General features: G+C 34.5%; 17 protein-coding genes. 8 read left to right on the top strand and 9 right to left on the bottom strand.

What is annotated here, in order from left to right:
• The first annotated feature begins 2 nt into the window (after positions 1 to 2).
• Entirely contained in the window at positions 3 to 2,042 is a 2,040-nt protein-coding gene (locus tag PHR76_RS04340) for a pitrilysin family protein (RefSeq protein WP_300058935.1), read from the top strand.
• A 47-nt stretch (positions 2,043 to 2,089) separates the two neighbouring features.
• Here PHR76_RS04340 and PHR76_RS04335 read toward each other — a convergent pair whose 3' ends face one another.
• Positions 2,090 to 2,956, bottom strand: coding sequence for a DMT family transporter (locus PHR76_RS04335; protein ID WP_300058933.1), 867 nt, complete (start codon positions 2,954 to 2,956; stop codon positions 2,090 to 2,092).
• A 118-nt stretch (positions 2,957 to 3,074) separates the two neighbouring features.
• Here PHR76_RS04335 and PHR76_RS04330 point away from each other — a divergent pair, with 118 nt between their 5' ends.
• Positions 3,075 to 3,581 (top strand): cation transporter, encoded by a 507-nt coding sequence (locus PHR76_RS04330; RefSeq protein WP_300058931.1) that lies wholly within the window; start codon positions 3,075 to 3,077, stop codon positions 3,579 to 3,581.
• A 128-nt stretch (positions 3,582 to 3,709) separates the two neighbouring features.
• Here the strand turns inward: PHR76_RS04330 and gldD are convergent, their stop codons facing one another.
• The 4 genes from gldD to mutY are packed head-to-tail and all read right to left on the bottom strand — an operon-like array spanning position 3,710 to position 7,127.
• Positions 3,710 to 4,279 carry a gliding motility lipoprotein GldD gene (gene gldD / locus PHR76_RS04325; RefSeq protein WP_300058929.1) on the bottom strand — a complete coding sequence of 190 codons (570 nt, stop codon included), beginning with the start codon at positions 4,277 to 4,279 and terminating at the stop codon, positions 3,710 to 3,712.
• Positions 4,272 to 5,567 carry a gliding motility-associated protein GldE gene (gene gldE / locus PHR76_RS04320; RefSeq protein ID WP_300058927.1) on the bottom strand — a complete coding sequence of 432 codons (1,296 nt, stop codon included), beginning with the start codon at positions 5,565 to 5,567 and terminating at the stop codon, positions 4,272 to 4,274. The genes gldD and gldE overlap by 8 nt, the downstream gene beginning before the upstream one ends.
• 22 nt (positions 5,568 to 5,589) lie before the next feature.
• Complete coding sequence (gene ssb / locus PHR76_RS04315) at positions 5,590 to 6,036, bottom strand: single-stranded DNA-binding protein (RefSeq protein WP_300058925.1); 447 nt, start codon at positions 6,034 to 6,036, stop codon at positions 5,590 to 5,592.
• Positions 6,037 to 6,086: 50 nt separating this feature from the next.
• On the bottom strand, positions 6,087 to 7,127 hold the full coding sequence (gene mutY / locus PHR76_RS04310) for an A/G-specific adenine glycosylase (RefSeq protein ID WP_300058923.1): 1,041 nt from the start codon (positions 7,125 to 7,127) through the stop codon (positions 6,087 to 6,089).
• Positions 7,128 to 7,260: 133 nt separating this feature from the next.
• Here mutY and PHR76_RS04305 point away from each other — a divergent pair, with 133 nt between their 5' ends.
• From PHR76_RS04305 to PHR76_RS04295, 3 genes are all read left to right on the top strand, one after another.
• Positions 7,261 to 7,554, top strand: a complete 294-nt coding sequence (locus tag PHR76_RS04305) for an HU family DNA-binding protein (protein WP_112085891.1) — start codon at positions 7,261 to 7,263, stop codon at positions 7,552 to 7,554.
• A gap of 329 nt (positions 7,555 to 7,883) precedes the next feature.
• Complete coding sequence (locus tag PHR76_RS04300; protein WP_300058921.1) at positions 7,884 to 9,428, top strand: ribonuclease E/G; 1,545 nt, start codon at positions 7,884 to 7,886, stop codon at positions 9,426 to 9,428.
• A gap of 118 nt (positions 9,429 to 9,546) precedes the next feature.
• The gene (locus PHR76_RS04295) at positions 9,547 to 10,503 is read left to right on the top strand and encodes a T9SS C-terminal target domain-containing protein (protein ID WP_300058919.1); all 957 of its coding nucleotides are present in this window, start codon (positions 9,547 to 9,549) and stop codon (positions 10,501 to 10,503) included.
• Positions 10,504 to 10,505: 2 nt separating this feature from the next.
• Here PHR76_RS04295 and pbpC read toward each other — a convergent pair whose 3' ends face one another.
• Entirely contained in the window at positions 10,506 to 12,899 is a 2,394-nt protein-coding gene (pbpC, locus tag PHR76_RS04290; RefSeq protein WP_300058917.1) for a penicillin-binding protein 1C, read from the bottom strand.
• Positions 12,900 to 13,115: 216 nt separating this feature from the next.
• Here pbpC and PHR76_RS04285 point away from each other — a divergent pair, with 216 nt between their 5' ends.
• Positions 13,116 to 13,379 carry a hypothetical protein gene (locus tag PHR76_RS04285; protein ID WP_300058915.1) on the top strand — a complete coding sequence of 88 codons (264 nt, stop codon included), beginning with the start codon at positions 13,116 to 13,118 and terminating at the stop codon, positions 13,377 to 13,379.
• Positions 13,380 to 13,449: 70 nt separating this feature from the next.
• Here the strand turns inward: PHR76_RS04285 and PHR76_RS04280 are convergent, their stop codons facing one another.
• From PHR76_RS04280 to PHR76_RS04270, 3 genes are all read right to left on the bottom strand, one after another.
• On the bottom strand, positions 13,450 to 14,658 hold the full coding sequence (locus PHR76_RS04280) for an SGNH/GDSL hydrolase family protein (protein ID WP_300058913.1): 1,209 nt from the start codon (positions 14,656 to 14,658) through the stop codon (positions 13,450 to 13,452).
• 212 nt (positions 14,659 to 14,870) lie between these two features.
• Positions 14,871 to 20,369: an MG2 domain-containing protein gene (locus PHR76_RS04275; RefSeq protein ID WP_300059066.1), complete on the bottom strand. Its 5,499-nt coding sequence runs from the start codon at positions 20,367 to 20,369 to the stop codon at positions 14,871 to 14,873.
• A 119-nt stretch (positions 20,370 to 20,488) separates the two neighbouring features.
• The gene (locus PHR76_RS04270; RefSeq protein WP_300058911.1) at positions 20,489 to 20,932 is read right to left on the bottom strand and encodes a nucleoside deaminase; all 444 of its coding nucleotides are present in this window, start codon (positions 20,930 to 20,932) and stop codon (positions 20,489 to 20,491) included.
• 38 nt (positions 20,933 to 20,970) lie between these two features.
• Here PHR76_RS04270 and PHR76_RS04265 point away from each other — a divergent pair, with 38 nt between their 5' ends.
• Both PHR76_RS04265 and PHR76_RS04260 read left to right on the top strand, forming a co-directional pair.
• Positions 20,971 to 22,743 (top strand): 1-deoxy-D-xylulose-5-phosphate synthase, encoded by a 1,773-nt coding sequence (locus tag PHR76_RS04265; protein ID WP_300058909.1) that lies wholly within the window; start codon positions 20,971 to 20,973, stop codon positions 22,741 to 22,743.
• 35 nt (positions 22,744 to 22,778) lie between these two features.
• Positions 22,779 to 23,395, top strand: a 617-nt coding sequence (locus PHR76_RS04260; protein ID WP_300058907.1) for a DUF3078 domain-containing protein, incomplete at its 3' end; no start/stop codon positions are given.

The following is a 23,395-nucleotide window of genomic DNA, read 5'->3' as shown; positions in this document are numbered from 1 at the left end:
TCATGAAAAAAATAGCCATTTTAGCCACGAGCTTGTTTTTAACTTTTACTATGCAAGCACAAGATAGACCTCAACCAAAACCAGGACCAGCTCCTAAAATTAATATTGGAAAACCTCAAACCTTTGAATTGCCAAACGGTTTAAAAGTGTTGGTCGTAGAAAACCACAAACTTCCACGGGTTTCTTATAACTTAACTATTGATAACGCTCCTTATGTGGAAGGAAATATCAAAGGTGTTTCAGACATGATGAGTAGTCTTTTAGGAAATGGAACTACAACCATTTCTAAAGATGATTTTAACGAAGAAGTAGATTTTTTAGGTGCTTCTATTAATTTTGGTGCTAATGGTGCCAGTGCAAGCGGTTTATCTAAATATTCTAAACGAATTATGGAATTAATGGCCGATGGGGCCATCAACCCTGTTTTTACACAAGAAGAATTTGATAAAGAAAAGGCAAAATTTATCGAAGGAATCAAATCAGAAGAAAAAAGTGTGCCTTCTATTGCTAGAAGAGTGGAGCGTGTTTTAGCGTATGGAAAAAACCATCCAAACGGTGAATATATTAGCAATGAAACGATTAACGCTATTTCACTAAACGATGTCGTTCAAAATTACACTTCCTATTATACCCCTCAAAACGCCTATTTGGTGATTGTTGGCGATGTAAAATTTGAAGAAGTAAAAGCGAGTGTTTCTGAATTATTTGGTCCATGGAAAAAAGCTACTTCGCCTACTGTTTCTTTTAATGATCCTATCGATGTACAATATACTCAAATCAATTTTGTAGACGCTCCTAATGCCGTACAATCTGAAATTGCAGCGGTACACATCACTAAACTAAAAATGACCGATAAAGATTATTTTGCCGCTTTAGTGGCCAATCAAATTTTAGGGGGCGATTTTAATAGTTATTTAAACATGAACTTAAGAGAAGCTCATGGATGGACATATGGTGCTCGTTCTAGCTTACGCGGAAATAAATATGTGGGTAATTTTTCTGCTTCTACACAAGTTAGAAATGCGGTTACCGATAGTGCCGTTGTTGAAATTTTAAAAGAAATCAAACGTATTAAAACGGAAAAAGTAACAGACATTACCCTGAAAAATGTAAAAGCGGGATACATTGGTAAATTCGTCATGGATATCGAACAACCAGCAACCGTTGCTCGTTATGCTTTGCAAACTAAAACGCAAAGTTTATCTGCTGACTTTTTTGAAAACTACATAAAAAACATCAATGCCGTCACTGCAGATGACGTTTTGCGAGTTGCTAAAAAATATTTCTTAGCGGATAATCTACGTATTGTAATTGTGAGCAAAGGTTCTGAAGTTTTACCGGGATTAGAAAAAACTAAAATTCCAATTTTCTATTTTGATAAATACGGAAACAAGGTTGAAAAACCGGTTGAAAAAACAGTTGATGCTAGTGTCACAGCTAAATCGGTTTTAGAAAAATACCTTGCTGCAATTGGTGGGCAAAAAGCGGTAGCGGATGTAAAATCTATTTTTACAACATCTAGTGGAACGGTTCAAGGAATGGCGTTAGAAATGACTTCTAAAGTTACCACGAACAATCAAATGGTTGTAGAAATGAAAGCCATGGGAACCACGATGATGAAACAAGTAATCAATGAAACTGGAGGTTATATCGTTCAACAAGGTCAACGAAAAGATATCACTGGCGATGATTTAAAAGACATGCAAGCGGGTGCCATACCTTTTGAAGAACTGACTTTAGTTAACAACAAAGAGCTTGCCTTAGGCAATATCGAAAGTGTAAATGGTTCAGATGCGTATACCATTAAAAACGGAAAAACAACTTATTATTTTGATGTTAAATCTGGACTTAAAGTAGCTGAAGCTAAAGAATTAGAACAAGCCGGTCAGAAAATGACACAAATGACTTATTATTCTGATTATAAAGAAGTAAAAGGTGTAAAAGTACCTTTTAAAACTCTTTTAAACATTGGTGTTGATTTAGAATTAAGCACTTCTGAGGTGAAAATAAATGAAGGTGTAACACCAGAAGATTTTAAATAATCTTTTGAACAACACATTGATAAAAGACTGTCTTCGGGCAGTCTTTTTTATTTTTTAGCCGAAAGGTAAATTCCAACTAAAATAATAGCGGCTCCAAGAAATTGAATATTCGTTAAACTTTCATTGTCTACCAATCCCCAAAAAAAGGCAACGACTGGAATTAAATACGTTACCGAAGACGCAAAAACAGGCGAAGAGATTTTTATCAATTTAAAAAATAAAATATTTGCAATAGCAGTTCCAACTATTCCTAATATTGCAATATAACCAATCACTTGTTGTGTTTCTTCGTGTTGAACAGCTTCAAAAAAACCAGAAAAATATAAAACCAATAAACCAGGCACTAATAAAACTACAAAATTTCCTGTAGTTATACTCAACGGTTTTAAGTCAGAAAGATATAGTTTAATAAAATTGACATTTAACGCATAGCAAATCGAAGCAATAATTAATAAAACTGCATAAGAGTAATCATGTTCCGGATGGTTGGCTGCTCCATTCAAAATCAGTAAGGCACTCCCAACCAAACCAATAACTACGCCATAAATTTGTCTTTTTTGAAAATCAATTTTAAAGAGTAAAATACCAAGAATTAAGGTATTTAACGGTGTGAGTGAGTTTAAAATAGCACTCACCGAACTGCTCATTTGAGTTTGTGCCACCGAGAACAAATAAACAGGAAGAAAAGTCCCAAACAAAGCCGTGAGAGCTAAGTATTTCCAATGGCGTAATTGTATTTCGCGAATACTTCTAAAACCAATAATTAATAAAAAAAGTGCTGCAAAAACAATGCGTAAAGAACCCAATTGAAAAGGGGTCAAACCCACTAAGCCCCTTTTTATCAAAATGAACGAACTTCCCCAAACGAGAGCCAAAATGACTAAATATACAAATCGCGATTGCTTATTTTCCATACTGTATTAAATCTGCCACAAAACTCCGTTAAATTTCGCAATTAGAAAGATAAAATTTGTTATTTTTGTAATGAATTCAAAATTACCTTTTTAGAACTTAATTTTTAAATAAAACGATATGAAAATCACTAAAACAATTGCCCTATTTGCTTTAACTTCTTTTTTAATGATAAGTTGTAAAAATGAAACAGCAGAAACCAAAGAATCGGCAACTACTGAAGAAACACAAGATCAACCGGCACAATTAGCCACAGCTTCTTTCTCTATTGAAGGAATGAGTTGCGAAGTAGGCTGTGCCAATCACATTGAAAAAAAATTAGCAAAATTAGAAGGCGTACAAAAAGCAGAAGTTGATTTTGAGGCTAAAAAAGCAACGGTAGAATATGATGCAAATAAAGTCACTCCAGAGCTTTTGACTCAAACAGTAGAAGGAGCAGCAGATGGAAAAACCTATAAAGTGCTTGACATGAACAACAGTGCAGATCAGGCCATGCTTTTTAATAAAGACAAAAAGAAAAAGAAAAAAGGAGCTGCTAAAGAAAGTGAAACTTCAGACGAGAAAAAGTCTTGCGGAACAGAGAAAAAAGCAGGGTGTTGTGCTTCTAAAAAAGCAGAGACTTTGTAAATTTTAAATACCCAATTTATATATAAAAAGAGCTCTTAGGAGCTCTTTTTTTGTATTATAAAGGGTTTATCAAGCAGAACTCGCTTCAACTTCTAAATGCTCTGTAAGCTTTATTTTTGTTTTGTTAATCAGTTTTTGGCTTTCCAACGTATCGTTTCCATCAACGTTTTCATATCATCTTTAATATAACTGGAGGCCGGCATAATCGAATCATAATTAGGTTTTGAATAAAAGTAAACCGAACCCGTTACAAAATGTTGAATGCTATCTGTTAAATAAAATTGCGTGTTTGAAGCGGCATTTCCACCTAAGTCATAAAACATTCCGTAGACTTTATTTTCAGGATTCATAAACGGAATTTCTACAATATCATCGGCTTTTATTACGTGCTCAAACGTCAATTTTTGAGCGTCTTTTAATAAATCATCAATGTTGTTATTTACTTGTCGATAAGTTAAATAAACAGTCGCTTTCATTTTTGGATAGGCAATCGTTACGCCACAATCTTGTTTCACTTTTACTTTAGTATCGGCATTATACTGAAATTCAAACGGACACGGACTATTAAATTCCATATACGTAGCAACTGGATAATCCAAACGCAAAAGAGCCGTCGGTTTAGGCAAGACTTCTTCTTGGCAAGCCGTAAATAGGCTTAACAATACAACCATTCCTAGCGTTACAATTCCTTTAGGCATCGATAGTTACTTTAATTTGTTTCACGCGTTTTTTATCAACCGCTTCAATAGTAAAAAGGCATTTATCAAAATTTAATTTTTGTCCTTTTTTAGGAAAAGTGCCTAATATTTCTAAAATAAATCCGGCTAAAGTTTCTGCTTCGCCTTTTCTATTTTCAAACAAGTCCTCATCAACTTCTACGATTCGATAAAAATCTTTTAGATTAATTTTTCCTTCAAATAAAAAATTACGCTCATCAATTCGAGAATAGCTAATATTTTCATCATCAAATTCATCGCTAATATCACCTACAATTTCTTCAATAATATCTTCTAACGTAATAATTCCAGACGTTCCGCCGTATTCATCAACCACAATCGCTAAGTGATTTTTCATGCCTTGAAAATCTTTTAATAAATTGTCTAATTTTTTATTTTCAGGTACAAAAAAGGGTTCTCGCAATAAAGTTGTCCAATCAAAATCGGGTTTATCTATATGAGGAAGTAAATCTTTAACATACAAAACGCCTTCTATTTGATCAATATTGTCTCGATAAACTGGAATTCTAGAAAACCCTTTTTCAACTATTTTAGAAAGCACGTCCTTAAATTTCTCATCTGTTCCTATCGCAAATAAATCAATTCGCGGGTTCATTACCTGACTCGCATCGGTATTTCCAAAAGAAACAATACCTTCTAGTATTTTTTGTTCTTCATCGGAAGTATCTTCAGAAGAAGTCAATTCTAACGCTTGTGACAATTGGTTTACTGAAATATTTGATTTTTGCTTACTCAGTTTATGCTCAAAATAAATGATGATTCCACGCATGGGCATACTGATAGGAGTCAGTAAAAAATTAAGAATTGCTACAGGTTTAGCAATCATGTTCGAAAACTTAATGTTATTTCTGTTTGCGTAAATTTTAGGTAAAACTTCGCCAAAAAGCAAAATCAGAAATGTAACCACGCCAACTTCTACCATAAAACGAAGCCAATCTAAGGCAATAGACCCAAATAAAACTTCTTTTATAAAAGAGAAAATAATAACAATTGCAATATTGATAAAATTATTAGCAATCAATAAAGTTGCCAATAATTTTTTGGGTTTTTTAAGTAAATCGTCTATTAAGTTTCCTTTGGTCTGATTTTGAAGCGTCGCCTCGTCTATATCTTTTTGTGATAATGAGAAAAGAGCTACTTCTGCTCCTGAAATTAAAGCGGAAAAAAAAAGTAAAACAAGAATGCCTAACAAACCTAGGAGCAAACTCGTGTCTACAAATTCGAACAAACTCGCGGGGTCTGAATCCAAGTTAAAAATTATTAGTTAAACATTAATAAGTGGAATCATCGGCATTACCACTACCACTTTGGGCATCAAAATTAGTGTTTTTATTTGATTCTGACATCGAAGGAACCTGTTGTTTATTTAATTCGGTTTCTTTTTTGGTAGTTAAAAAGGTAAATTCGGTTACTTGGATTTCTGTGGTATATTTAGTTTGTCCATCTTCCGCTTGCCATTGTCTGGATTTAATTCGGCCTTCTACATAGATTTTATCGCCTTTAGACAAATATTTTTCACATATTTCGGCTGCTTTATTTCGCACAACTAGGTTATGCCATTCGGTAGAGGTAATTTTTTCGTTGGTGGTTTTGTTAATGTAAACTTCGTTTGTTGCCAATGGAAACCTGCCAATGCAGTTACCTCCGTCAAAATAATGCATTTTTACATCATCGCCTAAATGGCCAATTAAGATTACTTTATTTAAAGTTCCGGTCATAATAAGTTGTTGTTTTTGGATAGTTTCAAAGTTACGAATTTTAAAACAGTTTAAAAATACTTTTCGATAAAATTAAAAATCACTACTGGGAAAGGCTTCTTTTTGATACTGTTTTTGGACAATCCTTCCTTTAAATTCCCTTTTATCAGAATATGCCAAAACCGAATATATAAGCGTTGATGCGATAAAATATGACGAATACTTTTTTCTTCAAAACCAATAATAGAAATAAGCTGTTCGTCAGAAACAATTCCAGTGTTCCTTAAAGCCGACGCAATTTCTAGATTAGACCCTTCTGTTTCTAATTCTATTAACGGAAATTCGTATAAATTATGCCAAATTCCTTTAGCGGTTCTTTTTTGAATGATGGTTTTTCCTTGTTCGTCTTCCAAAACCAAATAATTTAAAAATCGCTCGGTTACTTTGGTCTTTTTTAATTTTACTGGCAGCTGATTTACTTTATTTTTCTGTAAAGCTGCACAACTGTCTTTGAACACACACACAGAGCAATCTGGATTTTTGGGTACACATTGCATCGCTCCGAATTCCATTATCGCTTGATTAAAAAGTGACGGCTTTTTAGCATCTATTAATTCTTTGGCTAAAAGGGTAAATTCTTTTTTGGCTGTAGCCGACGAGATATCGGTATTTACATCAAAGTAACGTGCCAAAACCCGAAACACATTTCCATCCACAACCGGAACGACTTCTTGATAAGCAAAAGAAGCGATGGCGGCGGCGGTATAAGTTCCAACTCCTTTTAATTTTAACAATTCGTCATAGGATGTTGGAAATTCACCATTACGCTCAAATGCGATGATTTTTGCTGTTTGATGTAAATTTCGAGCACGAGAATAGTAACCAAGTCCTTGCCAAAGTTTCAAAACCTGCTCTTCTGAAGCGTTTGCGAGGTCGAAAACGGTTGGAAAATTAGCTACAAAAGTGTTAAAATAAGGCAATCCTTGAGCCACACGCGTTTGTTGCAAGATGATTTCAGAAAGCCAAATTGGGTACGGATTTACAGTGTTTCGCCACGGTAAATCGCGTTTATTTTCTAAATACCAAGAAATAAGCCGGTTAGAAAAAGTCATGTTTTTAAATTGGTTGACAAAAGTATAAGTTTATGTGATTAAATTTTAATCAATTATGCTTGAATAATTGTTTTTTTAATTTGTATATTTGCACTCTCAAAAATTTACACATAAATAATAAATACGAAAGAAAATGACGAAAGCAGATATCGTAGCGAAGATTTCAGAAAAATTAGGACTTGAAAAAGGTGATGTTCAAGCAACAGTGGAATCTTTTATGGAAGAAGTTAAAAACTCATTAGAAACTGGTGACAATGTTTATTTAAGAGGTTTTGGAAGCTTTATCATTAAAACAAGAGCTGAAAAAACAGGAAGAAACATTTCAAAAAACACAACAATTAAAATTCCTGCTCACAACATTCCGGCATTCAAACCTGCAAAAGTTTTTGTAGAAGGTGTGAAAACCAACACTGAAGTAGCAGTATAACTCATTTATTAATACCAAAAAGATCACACTATGCCAAGTGGAAAAAAGAGAAAAAGACATAAGGTAGCGACGCACAAACGTAAAAAACGAGCGAGAGCTAACCGTCACAAAAAGAAAAAGTAGTTTACACTACTTTTTTCTTTTACAAAAAGTTCTTTGAAATGAAACAGTAAAAACAATAACTGTTTCACCGGGTACATACTACCTGTTTAAAATATTGTTTAATCCATCCTAACCTAAGGTTGTGGGTTGACGTAGAAAGTTGCTGGTTTTTCCAACAACCAACAACGAAAGCCGATGACTAAAATGTTTGGATAAAAATTTACAACGTGAATAAAGAATTGATCATCAGGTCAGGTTCTGAAGCTGTAGATTTTGCCTTATTAAAAGATGGAAAACTAATTGAATTACACAAAGAGGAAGAGCAAAAAAGCGGATTTCAAGTTGGTGATATTTTTATTGCCAAAATTAGAAAACCGGTTCCGGGACTCAACGCGGCGTTTGTGCATTTAGGCTTTGAAAAAGATGCCTTTTTACACTACCACGATTTGGGCCCTAACTTACTCTCCATGTTGAAGTTCACTAAACTTGTAAGCACAGGTAAACAAAAAGATTTCTCCCTAAAAAGCTTTCAGTTTGAGAAAGAAATTGACAAAGATGGCGTTATCACTGACGTTTTAAGTGCCAATCAGTCTGTTTTAGTACAAATCGTTAAAGAACCTATCTCGACCAAAGGGCCGCGAATTAGCTCAGAGCTATCGCTTGCTGGTCGTTATGTGGTGTTGGTTCCGTTTTCAGACCGGGTTTCTGTTTCTCAAAAAATAGATTCTAAAGAAGAAAAAGACCGTTTAAAGAAACTTGTACAATCTATCAAACCGAAAGGATTTGGTGTTATTGTTCGCACAGTAGCCGAAGGCAAAAAAATAGCCGAATTAGACCAAGACATGCAGAATTTACTCAGTAAATGGACTGCCATGTGTAAAAAATTACCAACGGCTCATCATCCGTCAAAAGTATTGAGCGAAATGAATAGAGCATCCTCTATCCTTCGCGATGTATTTAATGATTCCTTTACCGGAATTTATATTGATGATGAAGAGTTGTTTGAGCAAACAAAAGAATCTATTGAAGAAATTGACTCTTCAAAAGTGAACATTGTCAAGCTTTACCAATCAAAAGAAGTGCCTATCTTTGAGAAATACCATATCGAAAGACAAATTAAAACGTCTTTTGGTCGAACGGTTTCTATGAGTAAAGGAGCTTATTTAATTATTGAACATACTGAAGCTCTTCACGTCATCGATGTAAACAGCGGAAACCGTTCTAATAAAGCTCAAAACCAAGAAGACACAGCCCTTGAAGTCAACATGATTGCTGCTGCAGAAGTAGCCAGACAATTGCGTTTACGAGATATGGGCGGGATTATAGTTGTCGATTTTATCGATATGCAAAATCCAGAAAATCGAAAAGTACTTTTTGATTTCTTGCGAGAAGAAATGAGCGATGATAAAGCAAAACACAAAATCTTACCGCCAAGTAAGTTTGGACTTATTCAAATTACACGTCAACGCGTAAGACCAGAAGTTAATATCAAAACCAGAGAAGAAGATCCGAATAACGGAGCTGGAGAAATAGATGCTCCAATTCAAGTGATTGACAAAATCTCGTTAGATGTTGAACGATTAAAAAATCATAAAAAGCTGGTGCTTAATGCCCATCCTTTTGTGGCCGCATACCTTACCAAAGGTTTTCCATCATTACGTTCAAAATGGTATTTTGAACATAAGAAATGGGTGAAAATCATACCTCGTGATGCTTACACGTTTTTACAATACCAATTTAATGATAAAGAAGGTAATGTAATAAAAGAATAAAAATCAACGTCTGCCTTTTTGGTAGGCGTTTTTTTTTTGGTTTATTTTTATTTATTGTCTAAATAGGATAAACTTCACTTTCATTCAACTATTTTTGATTATTACTATTAAAATTAGCATGCGGTTTCATTTGTTTATTTTCTTACTCATTAGTCTTTTTTTCTCTAATGTGAACTCTGCCCAATCGGGTTGCACCGATGTTTTGGCTAAGAATTACAACCCCAATGCACTTGAAAATGATGGTAGTTGTTGTTATAAAAAACTGAAAATTAAGAAATTTACTTCTGTCGTTTTGAGTGATTCGCTTACTGAAACTTCTGGTTTAGTAGAGTGGGAAAATCAACTTTACACACACAACGACGATACCGATTTACATCTTTATCAGTTAGCTAAAAATGGATCAATCACAAAAAGCATTAAGTTAAACGGCATTAAAAACAAGGATTGGGAAGAAATCACACAAGATAAAACCCACTTTTATTTAGGCGATTTTGGCAACAACGCTCATGGAAATCGGACTGATTTAACCATCTATAAAATTGCTAAAACTACTTTGTTTGAATCTCCAAAAATTGAAACAATCACTTTTACTTACCCCGAGCAAACTGATTTTTCTAAACAAAAAAGCAACACCACCAACTTTGATTGTGAAGCTTTTATTGCAATGGAAAATGAATTGATTTTATTTACAAAACAATGGAAAAATAATCAAACTACCGTTTATAGTTTACCAAAAACACCAGGCAATTATTCGGCTAAATACCTCGTTGATTTAAAAGTTAATGGTCTAATCACCGGAGCAACTTTTGTAGAAGAAACAAACCGTATCGCACTTTGTGGTCATACCAAAAAACTAAAACCATTTATCATTCTCATTGATGATTTAAAAAACCTCAACTTTAAAAATATCAATCAAAGAAAAATCAAACTCCAATTACCTTTTCATCAAATCGAAGGAATAAGCTCTACCGATGGAAATATATTTTACATGACCAACGAACGCTTTTCTAGAAAAATTATTGGAACTTTTTTGCAACAAATGCATTCTTTTTCTTTGGATTTAAGTTCACAATAAATTTAATCCGCTCTTACTATTTCTAATTTTCGTTTAATTTCATTTCCATATTCATCCACAACAGTGATATAATGAATACCCGAGGTAGCTTTTAAAGGCATTTCGTGAAACTGCTCTGTTTTACCTAAATACGTATTATTTACATACCAATACAATTTCAAATTGGGTTGCGAATGAGCCACTTTTAAAATGACAGGTTGTACTTCGCTATCAAAATTTTTGGTTAAATAGATTTTACCATTCGCTTTAGGATAAATAAAATCCATTGAATTGGTTTGATTTTCTAAACAATCTTGTCGAAAAGGAGGTAAAACCCAATAATCTAAATTCTTTTTCTTGTAATACCATTCCATTACCGGCGGAAGTACAAACCATGATTTGATTACAATTTGATCTACATTTTCACAACTGCTATTCACCCGAAATTGCTGTGAAACATCTAAATGAATTAACGGATGATACGGACATAAACTTGTTTGTTTGGTCGAAACTGGAATCCATTGTTTCTGTTTCGGACAATGTTCATTCGCTAAAAAACCAGTTTTAGCACAAACTTCAGTTTCTAACATATTATTCAAGGGTTTTTCAAACCAATTACTTCGCGGCAATAAATTAAAAACATCAAATAAAATAGGAGCCGCACTTGTGACGCCCGTTAATAAAGGCCTTCCTTCACCCGTGGCATTTCCAACCCAAATTCCAACAACATATTTCGAACTCGTGCCAACTGCCCAAGCATCACGGTTTCCAAAACTTGTTCCTGTTTTCCATGCAATTGGCAAAGAAGAATCATAAAATCGCCACGCTTCATCACCTTCTGGGCGGTTCACTTCCCTCATTGCTTCATACGTGAAATAAATGGAGCCTGCTCCCACTACTGTTTTTTGATACGCTGTTTTACCGAAATCTATATGCTTCGCTTGGTCATAATTCAACTCAGAAAATTCGTTTTTGCGGTATTTAAAATTCGTTTTTTGATACTGATTCAACGTTCCAGTAAGTCCAGCATAGGTTTTACATAAATCCCACAAATTGGTTTCTGCACCACCCAAAATGAGCGATAAACCATAATGATTGGGATGCTTTTTGATGGTCGTAAAACCATATTGTTGCAACTGTTCATAAAACCGATAAACCCCAAAATCTTGTAACATCAACACCGACGGAATGTTTAACGAACGTGACAAGGCTCTTTTAGCAGGAACAGCTCCGTCATAGGTCAAGTTAAAATTTTGCGGACTATAACCCGAGATTTGCGTTGGAATATCGGGCACTAAAGTATTCGGCAGCAATTCGCCATCATCTAACATTCCAGCATAAAGTAATGGCTTTAAAATACTTCCCGAACTCCGCGGAGCTGAAATAATATCCACATCTTTTTGATGATTTTTATCGGTTGGTGCATTCCCAACATAACCGATAATGTTTCTCGTTTCTACATCAACCACTAAAATCGCGAGATTATACACTTCGTTTTGTTGGTATTGGTTATAATAATTTTGTGCAATCTGGTTCAGTCTTTCCTGTAAAGAAAAATGAACAGTCGTTTTAATTTTTTGGCCTTCTTGTTTTTTGGCTATTCTTTGTAGTAAATGCGGAGCCATTTGCGGTAATTCAAATGGTTTTTGCGGAAGTGGTTCCTGCAAAGCCATTTCAAAAGACAATTTATCTAACAACTTGTTTTCATATAATTTGAGTAATAACCGATTGCGTTTTTCAAGTAATCGCTGTTGATTTTTTCCAGGATAAATCAAACTTGGAGCGTTAGGCAAAACCGCTAAAGTAGCAGATTCTGCCCACGACAATTGATGTGTTTGCAAACCATAATATCGCCAAGAGGCCATTTCTAAGCCCACTACATTACTGCCAAACGGTGCATGAGCGGCATACAAACTTAAGATTTCGGCTTTAGAATACCGCCATTCCAAACGCGTCGCTAATACAATTTCAATGATTTTTTCAAAATAAGTTCTGCTTTTTCCTTTTCGGGATAACCGAATGACTTGTTGTGACAAGGTGCTTCCTCCACGAACGACTCGATTGGCTTTGCGGTTTTGTCGAAAAGCATTCCACATTGAAATGGGATTGAATCCGGGATGGTTATAAAAATGCTGGTCTTCAAAAGCAACGATACACGTTTTGAATTTTTTAGGCACACTATCCGAAGCAGGAAAACGCCATTGACCATCTCGAGCAATTTTTGCTCCTAATAAATTCCCCTCTTTGCTTTCAATAACAGTGGAATAGGGTTCATTAAAAAGTGTTCTCGGTAAGCAAAAATAATAGCCAATCAGTAATACCAAAATCAAAATAGATTTGATTTTGTGTTGAAAAAGCCTTTTTTTTATTTTTTGAAAAGAAGAAAGCACGTTTGCTGTTTTGTAATAAATCGTCATCAGAAATTATTTCTAATACGATTCAAATTATACTGCTAAGATAACTGAAATCTTGCGTTTTTATTTTCATGTTTAAAAGTAGTTGTTTTAAGAATGTATTTGAAATTTCGGATCAAAAGAAGTGTGAATCCTATAACATACTTCTTTTAGAATGTAAATGGAGGAACGATTATTAAGCTTATCTTGCAATTAATAATAATCCTTAAAAATAATAAGATGAGAACGTTAAAAATAATGCTTACTATATTTACTATTTCTGCTTTTGTGGCTTGTAAAGAAAACAAGGTTGAACCTCAAGTAATAGAAAAAACAACCATTATTGAAAAAGAGGTTGAAGTAGAAGCAGCTGCTCCAAAAAAAGAAGATGGAACTTCATTCAGCATAGATAAAGATGGTGTGGAGTTTTCAAATAAAAAAGGAGATAAAAAAACTGAAATTAAAATAAATGACGACAAAAAATCGGTGGAAGTCGAAAAATAGTCCGAGGAATTGAAAAATCGTATTTGGATTTTTTTATTGCAATTAAATCCTTTAGCAAATCTCACTGAGTTCAGTGAGATTTGCTTTTTTTATTCAAATTTTTATCGATTTCACATTTCAAAAATTCATAGGCTCTAAAATGTCCTAAATCATTAAAATGAGTGCCATCAATAGTTGCTTCATGATCATTTCCAATAAGTTTTTCACTATTGATATAATACAAGTTTTTATGTTTCATAGATTTCTCTTTATAAATTTCATTAAGAGTATTATTTTGTTGGTTTATAAAACTCATCGTGCCGAATACTAATTTATCATCTTTTTTGAAATAAGAAAAATCACGAATTATACTTTCGACAAAAAAAATAGGAACAGTTTTATTTTTTGAACGAACAAACTCAATTAAATCGGGCAAATTTTTTCTTATTGTGTCTGAAGGAGAATTTGGCGTACAATCCAAAACAATAAATGAAGGATTTATGCTCATAAAATAGTTGGCCAATATTTTATCGAATTTACCATTCCCACTAAAGCCTAAATTAATAATTTCCTTATTTAAATTTCTGCCTAAAAGTGCAACATAAGTTAGTCCAGGTCTTGAAGCAGAAGCTCCTTGAGTAATACTTGTTCCATAAAAAACGATAGGTTTGTTGTTGTCTATTATATTTTGAATAGGACTAGATATATGAGCGTCGTAATCAATTCCAATTTCTAACGATTGTACACCATCATATAAAGGAAGATTAAGCAGGTATTCTCTTTCACTTGCTTGCATGCCATCTATTATAATTGATTCGTTTTGAATCTTATCAGAAGGTTTTGCAACTCCAACAAATTGCCATTTTTCATTAGAATAAGTATATAGGTCAAATCCTTTGGAAGCAATCGGAGTCATATTGGAATATACTACATTATCTTTTAAAGTCCAACGAATTTTGATTGAAGATGAATTTGAAGAAAAGCGAATAGCAATTCCTGCTGAATTCCTAGAAAGTTTCCATACGGGTTCGCTAACAAATTTTTTTGCTTCTTTTGGTAGTCTAGCATATAAATCTGTTTCTGGAAGCTTTCCTAATATTTTAAATTTAGCAGCGTTATGGAAAATAGTAGATTTAGTAATTTTATTTTTTAATATACTTTCTTTTATTTCAACAGCTGATTCTGTATATATTAAATTTGGAATTAACTTTGGATGAAAATTATAAATCAAATATAATATCGCACACATCAGAATGATATTTAAAACTATTGAAATTTTTATAAGTTTTTTATACTCCATTCCTATATGTTTTGTTTTTTTAATAATTATTTTGTTTAAAGTTCAAAGATACTTTGCATTTTTATGAAGTTGTATAAATTATTAAAAAAAAGCTGTTGTACTAAAATAAAACTTTGCTCACCAGCAATTTTAAGATTAATCGCTGGTAAAAAAAATTGTTTTTAGTCTTCCTAATGAGATTCCTCCTAGCGTCGGAATGACTAAACGAGGTGTTACTCCTTCACCACTTCCACCCATTGTCCTTTTGTTCTTGCAGAATAGTTATTGTCATACATCGCTTCGGCTTGCATTCCTGGTAAATAATAACGCCCTAAATAAGAGGCATTCAACAAGACGCGGAAGGTTCTAGATTCATTTGCTTTCAGACTAAAATAGAAATTTGTTCGGTCATCACGAATGTCAATGTGATCGGCTACGTTGCTGCCAAAACTACCAAAATCAGTAAAACGGGTATTTACAATTTCAAATCCAGAAGGAATAATTTGTGTCAACGCAATATTTTCCACTCGCTCATTCGATTGATTTCTAATTGTTATTTCGCCTATAAACTCGGTTCCTTGTGCAACTTTAGAAACATTCATAACCGTTCCGTTTCTCAATTTGAATGATAAATTGGTAAATAAGTTCCGCTGCATCACTTTTTCTTCGCCAATTGGTAAAATGCCGCTGGTTACTACCCGAACATATATCGTATTACCTTTAGTATTTGAAATAGATACCGAGCTATTTCCAGTTTTAACGGCTAATTCTCGTGTTGCTAGTGATTTTGTAGTAGAAATAGTTTGCGTTTTTCCATCCAAAACATAACTTACTTCTACTCCTTTTCCACCATTTTCTTTAGCAAATTTAGCCATTGCATACAAACAATATGCCGTAGTTTGTGTACTCATCCATTGGTCTGAAGCCAAATTTTTGGCCAAACTTGTAGCGAGTGAAAAAGCTTTTTCTTTTTCACCAATTAAAAGCAAAGTCTCCAATGCCATCGCACGATTTCGTTCTGGCGAACCATAGTAATAATAACTATTTGAATTTTTATCGTCAATGGTACTTTGGGCAAACACGCTTTGTGCCGCTTGTTTTTGTCCAGCCAAGGCATAGGCAGCGGCTAATCGCAACTTGCTTTCGTTAGAAATTCCTGTAGTTTCACGCAAACGGTTCATCGATGCCATATCGGGAACACCTGCAATTGCTAACGTATATAATCGATAAGCTTGTGCTAAATCATTATTCGCTTTATTAAAACGCCATTCTTTGGCTGTTTTTTGTTGATAAGCAATCCATTTTGATTTGAACTGTATGGGTAAGAAATAGCCTTTCTTTTCTGCTTCTAAAAAGAAATGACCCACATATGACGAACTCCAATCATCTGCATAATTTTGGCCACTCCAATAGGAAAATCCACCGTTTGCCAACTGAAATTCTCCTAATTTTTGAATGCCAATTTTGATATTTTTCTGAATTTCATTCTTTTGTTTGGCTGTTAAATCAAAGATATCGGCTAAATATAATTGTGGAAAAACACCCGAAGTCGTTTGCTCAACACAACCGTGTGGATATTGAATTAAGAACTGCATTCTTCGATTGAAATCCATCGTAGGAAAAGAAGAAATTTCTAATTGAGCTTGATTGCTACCCGGAACTCCAAAAGTAGAAATTGCAATTGTTTTTGTACTGTTGGGTTCCAAAACTACATCGGTAAATTCGGTTGTAATTGGGTTTGGATTGGTACTATTTAATTCAACTTCATACGTTGCTTTTTCATTCCCAGAAGTAGCCACAATTTGTACTTTGGCGATTCCTGTGGCATTACCCACCTGTAAATCAAAATAAACCATTTTTTCATCGGGTTGCGTAAAGGTTATATTTTGCGATACGTTTCCTATAACAGATAAATTTGAGGATGTTTTTACCTGAACTGTTACGTTTTTAACTTGTGGCTCCATTGCAAAAATCGTAATCGGCAAACGCACTTTTTCTGTAGGCGAAATTTTTCGTGGTAAAGAAGCTAGCACCATTAACGGTTTGCGAACTGCCGATGTTTTATCAGCCGCACCATATGCATTGGTATTGATATCGCCAGCTACAACCATAGTTCGCACCGACCCAACATAATTGGGTAATTTGATTTGGTGGGCATTTGTTTTACCTTTTTCCAATTTAAAGGGGCCTAAATAAATTACAACTGGCTTAAAACGATTTGCTTTTTTAGCTTTACTTCCTCCCAAATCTTCATCACCTCCAATACTAAACACTTGGTTTATTTTTCCACCATAAGCTCCAATTACCTCATCAAAAACATCCCAAGTTTTTACGCCTAACGCTTCACGAGCATAAAAACTATTCCATGCATTAGGTGTCTTAAAACGGGTTAAATCCAATAAACCATCATCTACAATCGCCAACGTATAGGTCATTGCTTTTCCTGATTTTTCACTAATGCGAACCGTCGTTTTGGTTTCTGGTTTTAAAACTTCTGGCATAGTAATTTGCGGTTCTAAAATGGTGTTTTTATCCAATACTTCAATGGGGACAATTCCGTACAGACGAATCGGTGAATCGTTCAACGTTGAAGCATGCGGTTGCAATAACGTGATATGAATAAAAACATTGGGAGCCATTTCTGCGGTTATCGGAATTTCTATTTTAGTTTCCCCTTTTTGTGTAGAAGCCCAAAATGTTTTAACAATTCGCGAACCGTTTTCCAGTGAAATTAACGCTCTTCCTCCTGCACTCGAAGGAAAAGAAACACTTGCTTTTTCGCCTACCGCATAGTTCGTTTTATCTGTAGAAAACAGCAACATCGAAGCATTTGATGCATCCGAATTTCGAGTTTTTCCTGACCAATAAGGCCAATCAATCATCACGGTTGTTCCCGTGACATGTCCGCCCGCTTCATCCGTAACTCGGATTAAATAGCGACCCCATTCATTTTCTTCATTTTTAAATTGAAAACTGGTTTTTCCACTATTATTCGTACTAACCGTAAAGTTTTTAAACGCAGTAGTAGAATTAGACGAAACATAACTCGATAGATTGTCAAAACTAGCATCCCACCACCATCGCCATTCTACTTTATAGACTTGGACAGTCAGGTTTTGAACTGGTTTTGGTTTTCCAGTTTCATCTACAGAGACGATATCAAACCGATTCATCTTTCCAGTTTCTAACAAGCCGTACTTGTTCGGTTCGGGTGTTTTAATCCCAATATACGTTGAATAGGGCGATAGGGTTGCTGTCATTACATCCGTACTAAAATCACCGCCATTTTCATATACTTTCGTCATAAAACTGGCTTTTAACATGCCGGGTGAAGGACTACTGACTTTTGGTTGAACCGAAACAGTCGCTTTTCCTTCGCTATTTAATTTTCCAGAAAAAACAGTGGTTTCTTCCGTTTCAAATTGGCGAATAGGATCATCAAAAACATAATTTGCAAACCCTTTGAATACTGTTTTTTGTGTCATTATTTTGGCTTGCATTTCCATTTTCAAGTCTTTTGCAACGGCTCCATGCAACCAGGCTACTTCTACTTGGCTTTGATTTGGTTTGGAAACCGACAAAATTTCTGAATCGAATTTATTTTTGATTTTTAACCGATTGGGTTTGATGGTTTCAATTTTAATATACTTATAAAACTTCGCTCCTCCCACACTCACAATTGCTTCCCAGCCTCCAGTTGGATACGACTCACGAGTAGGCACAACGAATTTATAGTGATTTAGTTCATTGTACTTTTGGAAAGATTGGTACGTTAATTTTCCGGAAGGATCATTTAATGTAAACTTAACGGGATGTGATTTGTCTAATTTACTCGCTGCGTCATTTAGCATAAAACTCAAAAACAACGTATCGCCTGGACGCCAAACCCCGCGTTCGCCATAAAGATATCCTTTGAGACCTTTTTGTAGTTTCTCTCCTGAAACATCAAAATTACTGACCGAAAGTGAATAGCCTTCGTCTAATTTGAGGTAAGTGGATTGGTTATCTTTTTGGACGATAGCAAAATAAGCATATTTATCGAGTTCAAAAGTGGCTATTCCTTCTGCATTGGTCGCTGTTGAAGCTAATTTTTGTTGTTGAAAATCATATAAGTCAACGGTTGCTCTTGGAATTGGTTGTGTGTTGACGATGTTGGTGACCGCTACAACATACGAACTATTTTCACCTCGTTTTGCAATGACTCCGATGTCGGAAGACAACACGTTCATTCCAATAGGACCCCGATGAAAATAGTCGTCTTCACAAGGGTTTTTACTGTCATACCAATCAAAATCGTCATACCAATAATAGTCATAATAATCATCATTATACGAACGTACTTCGTCTGATTCCTCTTCCACCTCTTGCGTTAAATTGGCAGTAGTAGTATCACATTTATAAAGTGAATAACTTTTTTTAAACGAAAGTTCGACTCGGTAAATCGCTCCGGGTTCTGGCGTAATAATCTTCGATAAATCCAACGCAAACGTATTCCATTTGCTGTAGTTGGGTAATTTATGTTTTAGTAAATCAATCGTTTGTTTTGCGATGGGCGAGGAAACTTTACGCAAATTACGATTCCCATTTAAATTGTTATCTTGTAAAAATTGAAGGATATTGTCTTTATAAATTTTATACACTTTTACATCGATTGCTTTTAAATTGGTCGATTCAAAATTGATTTTCAAATTGGAAGAACTCGGTAAAATAGTTCCGTTTTTTACAAACCTAATATTTGGTTTCATTTCGTTAAAAAGGACTTTTTGCGTAAACGTTGTTTTCATTTTATACCCTTCGTCGCTTTCTATTCCTTGAAATACTTCCACTAATAAATCTCCTTTTAAAGGCTCATTAAAAAAAACTTTTAAAAGGTTGCCTTCCATAGCAAACTTAGTTGATTGAGCTGTTTCTACGGCTACTAATCCACTTAAGTCTTGTCCTTTTTTAACGGGATCAGAGAAATTGATAAACAACGATTGGTTGTCTTCATCGCCAATTTCTACACCAACAATTTTAAAGTTATCTTTTCCTGGAATTTCAAAATCGATACTTCCTTTTTGCTTCATTTGAAAAGGTTCGCCATTCCATTTAATTTGAATAAAATCATCTTTTACCTTTCTTTGAATGCTATCTATGAGAAATTTAAATTCGGTTTCGGTACTTAAGGCTTTATCAAATTTTATTTTTAATTTTTTTCCATCTTGCGAAGCTTCTAGCAGTTTTGAAGCCATTTCAAAACTCATTCGGTCACTGGTTTGAATCGTCCCGTTTAAGTAATTTAAGTCCCGACTATACGATTGTAAATCCAATACATTGACAATAAAATCTTGCTTTATTGTTTTAACGGAAAATCTAAATTCTTTTAATTCTTGCGGGGTTTTAATTAATTTTGATAAATGAAACGTTATCCGATATTCTGTATTTTGTTCCAAGGGTTTTTCTGGAATAAAAGCAATCGTGTTGGACGCCAAAGCCATCATTTTCCCTTTTACATTTGGCGAGATTTCAAATAAATCATTCTCTATTTCTTGATTGGGTTTCCATTCGGTTTTATCAAACGCTAAGGTCACACGTAGGTCAGAATTTGCGGACACTATACCTGAACTAAAACTTAAAACATAGTCTTTATATAAGGAAAAATCCGAATTAAATTCTTCTGTTGGCACTTTTTTAGCACACGATTGCATAATTAAAAAAGTAACTAAAAGCAGTGATAAACGTTTAATTAACATGGTCTGGATGATTAAAAGTGGTAAACTAAAATAGCGATGATCTCTTTGCGATAACACAAAAAGCATTCCAAATATTGTCTTCTAATTTACTAATTTTTAAGAAGAAAATTTAGGTTAATTTATTTTCTTTTCGAAGCAAAAAAACGAATCATCAAATCGGAGGCCTCTTGAGCTAAAATACCGGAAACAACTTCCGTTTTTGGATGTAATTGCGTGCCTAAAGTCATAAAACCGCGTTGTTCATCTCTGGCTCCGAATACAATTTTGGAAATTTGACTCCAATATAAAGCACCAGCACACATTTGACAAGGTTCTAACGTGACATACATCGTGCATTTTTTTAAGTATTTTCCACCAATATAATTTGCTGCAGAAGTAATCGCTTGCATCTCGGCGTGAGCGGTAACATCATGAAGTAATTCAGTTAAATTGTGTGAGCGAGCGATAATTTTATCATCTACTACAATTACTGCACCAACTGGAACTTCTCCTTTTTCAAAAGCCATTTCAGCCTCTTGCAAGGCTTTTTTCATAAAATATTCATCTGTAAAAGGATTTTCCATAGAAACAAAAATACAATTTCAATTCGTACATTTGCCTTATGCTTGAAAAAATACTTTCACATATTGATTCGCCTGAAGATCTACGCAAACTCACTGTAAATCTGCTCCCTGAATTGGCACAAGAATTACGAAATTTTATCATTGATATCGTTTCTGTAAAAGAAGGCCATTTAGGGGCGAGTCTGGGTGTTGTTGAGCTCACGATTGCCTTGCATTATGTTTTTCAAACACCCGACGATTTATTAGTTTGGGATGTGGGACACCAAGCGTATGGACATAAAATTTTAACTGGAAGACGAGCTATTTTTCATACAAATAGGCAATTAAATGGCATTTCCGGTTTTCCAAAACGCAGTGAAAGTGTGTACGATACATTTGGAGTTGGCCATTCATCCACTTCCATTTCGGCAGCATTAGGAATGGCTATTGCCTCTCAACTCAAAGGAGAAGACAAACACCATATTGCTGTGATTGGAGATGCTTCAATTGCGAGCGGAATGGCTTTTGAAGGTTTAAATCACGCAGGTGTTACCGATGCAAATTTATTGGTCATCCTCAATGACAATGCAATAGGCATTGACCCGAGTGTGGGTGCTCTCAAAAATTATTTGACTGCTGTTAAAGAAGGGAAAAACCCAAAGGTGAATAACATGATTAAATCCTTGAATTTTGATTATTCAGGTCCGATTGATGGTCATGATATCTATGCTTTAATTCAAGAATTACATCGTTTAAAAAAAATAAAAGGACCAAAATTTTTACATGTCATCACCACCAAAGGGAAAGGCCTTCAAAAAGCAGAGGAAGACCAAGTAAAATATCATGCTCCAGGCAAGTTTGATAAAATTACAGGTGAAATTCTTATAAAAGAAGAAGGACATTTACCTCCAAAATTTCAAGATGTTTTCGGATTAACATTAGTGGAACTCGCTCAACAGAACAAAAAAATAATTGGCATTACTCCAGCAATGCCAACGGGAAGCTCTTTAAAATTCATGATGGATGCTTTTCCAGATAGAGCTTTTGATGTGGGAATTGCAGAACAACATGCCGTAACATTATCAGCTGGAATGGCCACCCAAGGAATGGTTGTTTTTTGCAATATATACTCCACTTTTTTACAAAGAGCGTATGACCAAGTCATTCATGATGTGGCTTTACAGAATTTACCCGTCATTTTTTGTTTAGACAGGGCGGGTTTAGTTGGAGAAGATGGAGCGACACATCATGGAGTTTTTGATTTGGCTTATTTGCGATGTATTCCAAATCTAATTCTTTTTTCGCCTCGAAATGAAATAGAATTACGCAACATGCTCTACACTGCTCAATTAGGTTTATCGCATCCTATTGCCATCCGTTATCCTAGAGGAAGAGGAAATGTAGTTGATTGGCAGCAACCTTTTCAAAAAATTGAAATAGGAAAAGCTACTTTATTAAAAGAAGGCAGCACAACAGCAATTTTATCGAATGGGTTTATTGGAAAAAATGTAACCGATGCTTTCCATCAACTTCCAAATTCAGATAATTTTGCACACTACGATTTTGCTTTTGTAAAACCTTTGGACATTGACCTTCTTCATACGATTTTTAGAAAACACAAAACACTAATCACCTTAGAAGACGGAGCGAAAATTGGTGGTTTTGGAGCCGCTATAGCTGAATTTAAAGCAGCACACAATTATCCTAATCCAATTCAGATTCTTGGTATTCCAGATGAATTCATTGAACACGGAACGGTTGAAGAATTGCAAAATTATAGTAAAATTAACACGGAAAACATCGTCTTAATTTTGTTAGCTTCTCTGAAATAGTGACTTTTGCAAAAGTCTAACCAATTTTAAAGAATATGAAATTTATTTCATTGCTATTTTGCTTGCTTATTTTTAAACCGTTTTATGCACAAGCTCCCGATTCTATACCTGTAATCGCTAAAAAAGATACTACGTATTGGGTACAACGAAAAGCGATTGGTTTAGATATTTCTGAAATTGCTTTTGTGAATTGGAATGCCGGTGGAAACAGCTCTATCTCCGGCTTATTCAAAGGTGATTTCTCCAAAAAATATACCCGTGGAAATGTACTTTGGAACAATGAAATGAGCATTCGATATGGCATCAATAAACAAGAAGAACGAGAGCTACGAAAAACGGATGATGCGTTATCAATTTTATCTAATTACGGCTACAAAACAAGTAAAAATTCAAATTGGTATAATACGGCTCGTTTTAATTTCAACACGCAATTTACAAATGGATATGCTTATCCGGACACGGAAACAGCAATTTCGCGTTTGTTTGCCCCTGCTTATGTTTTTTTAGGAGTAGGAAGTGAATACGTTCGAAAAGATTGGAATGCTACCTTTTATCTTTCGCCCTTAACGTTTAAAACAACCTTTGTTTTAGCCCAACGCTTAGCAGATTTAGGCTCGTTTGGAGTCGATAAAGCGATTTATGATGAAGAGGG

The sequence above is a fragment of the Flavobacterium sp. genome (assembly GCF_028689845.1).
In the GTDB taxonomy this organism is placed as follows: Bacteria; Bacteroidota; Bacteroidia; order Flavobacteriales; family Flavobacteriaceae; genus Flavobacterium.
The sequence above is the reverse complement of the archived record's forward strand: the minus strand, read 5'-3'. Positions and strand labels throughout refer to the sequence as shown.

Bases quoted from the DNA above. Each gene is read 5' to 3' on its own strand.
- PHR76_RS04340 (WP_300058935.1), top strand. From the start codon at position 3: ATGAAAAAAATAGCCATTTTAGCCACGAGCTTGTTTTTAACTTTTACT.
- PHR76_RS04335 (WP_300058933.1), bottom strand. From the start codon at position 2,956: ATGGAAAATAAGCAATCGCGATTTGTATATTTAGTCATTTTGGCTCTC.
- PHR76_RS04330 (WP_300058931.1), top strand. From the start codon at position 3,075: ATGAAAATCACTAAAACAATTGCCCTATTTGCTTTAACTTCTTTTTTA.
- gldD (WP_300058929.1), bottom strand. From the start codon at position 4,279: ATGCCTAAAGGAATTGTAACGCTAGGAATGGTTGTATTGTTAAGCCTA.
- ssb (WP_300058925.1), bottom strand. From the start codon at position 6,036: ATGACCGGAACTTTAAATAAAGTAATCTTAATTGGCCATTTAGGCGAT.
- mutY (WP_300058923.1), bottom strand. From the start codon at position 7,127: ATGACTTTTTCTAACCGGCTTATTTCTTGGTATTTAGAAAATAAACGC.
- PHR76_RS04305 (WP_112085891.1), top strand. From the start codon at position 7,261: ATGACGAAAGCAGATATCGTAGCGAAGATTTCAGAAAAATTAGGACTT.
- PHR76_RS04295 (WP_300058919.1), top strand. From the start codon at position 9,547: ATGCGGTTTCATTTGTTTATTTTCTTACTCATTAGTCTTTTTTTCTCT.
- pbpC (WP_300058917.1), bottom strand. From the start codon at position 12,899: ATGACGATTTATTACAAAACAGCAAACGTGCTTTCTTCTTTTCAAAAA.
- PHR76_RS04285 (WP_300058915.1), top strand. From the start codon at position 13,116: ATGAGAACGTTAAAAATAATGCTTACTATATTTACTATTTCTGCTTTT.
- PHR76_RS04280 (WP_300058913.1), bottom strand. From the start codon at position 14,658: ATGGAGTATAAAAAACTTATAAAAATTTCAATAGTTTTAAATATCATT.
- PHR76_RS04275 (WP_300059066.1), bottom strand. From the start codon at position 20,369: ATGTTAATTAAACGTTTATCACTGCTTTTAGTTACTTTTTTAATTATG.
- PHR76_RS04270 (WP_300058911.1), bottom strand. From the start codon at position 20,932: ATGGAAAATCCTTTTACAGATGAATATTTTATGAAAAAAGCCTTGCAA.
- PHR76_RS04265 (WP_300058909.1), top strand. From the start codon at position 20,971: ATGCTTGAAAAAATACTTTCACATATTGATTCGCCTGAAGATCTACGC.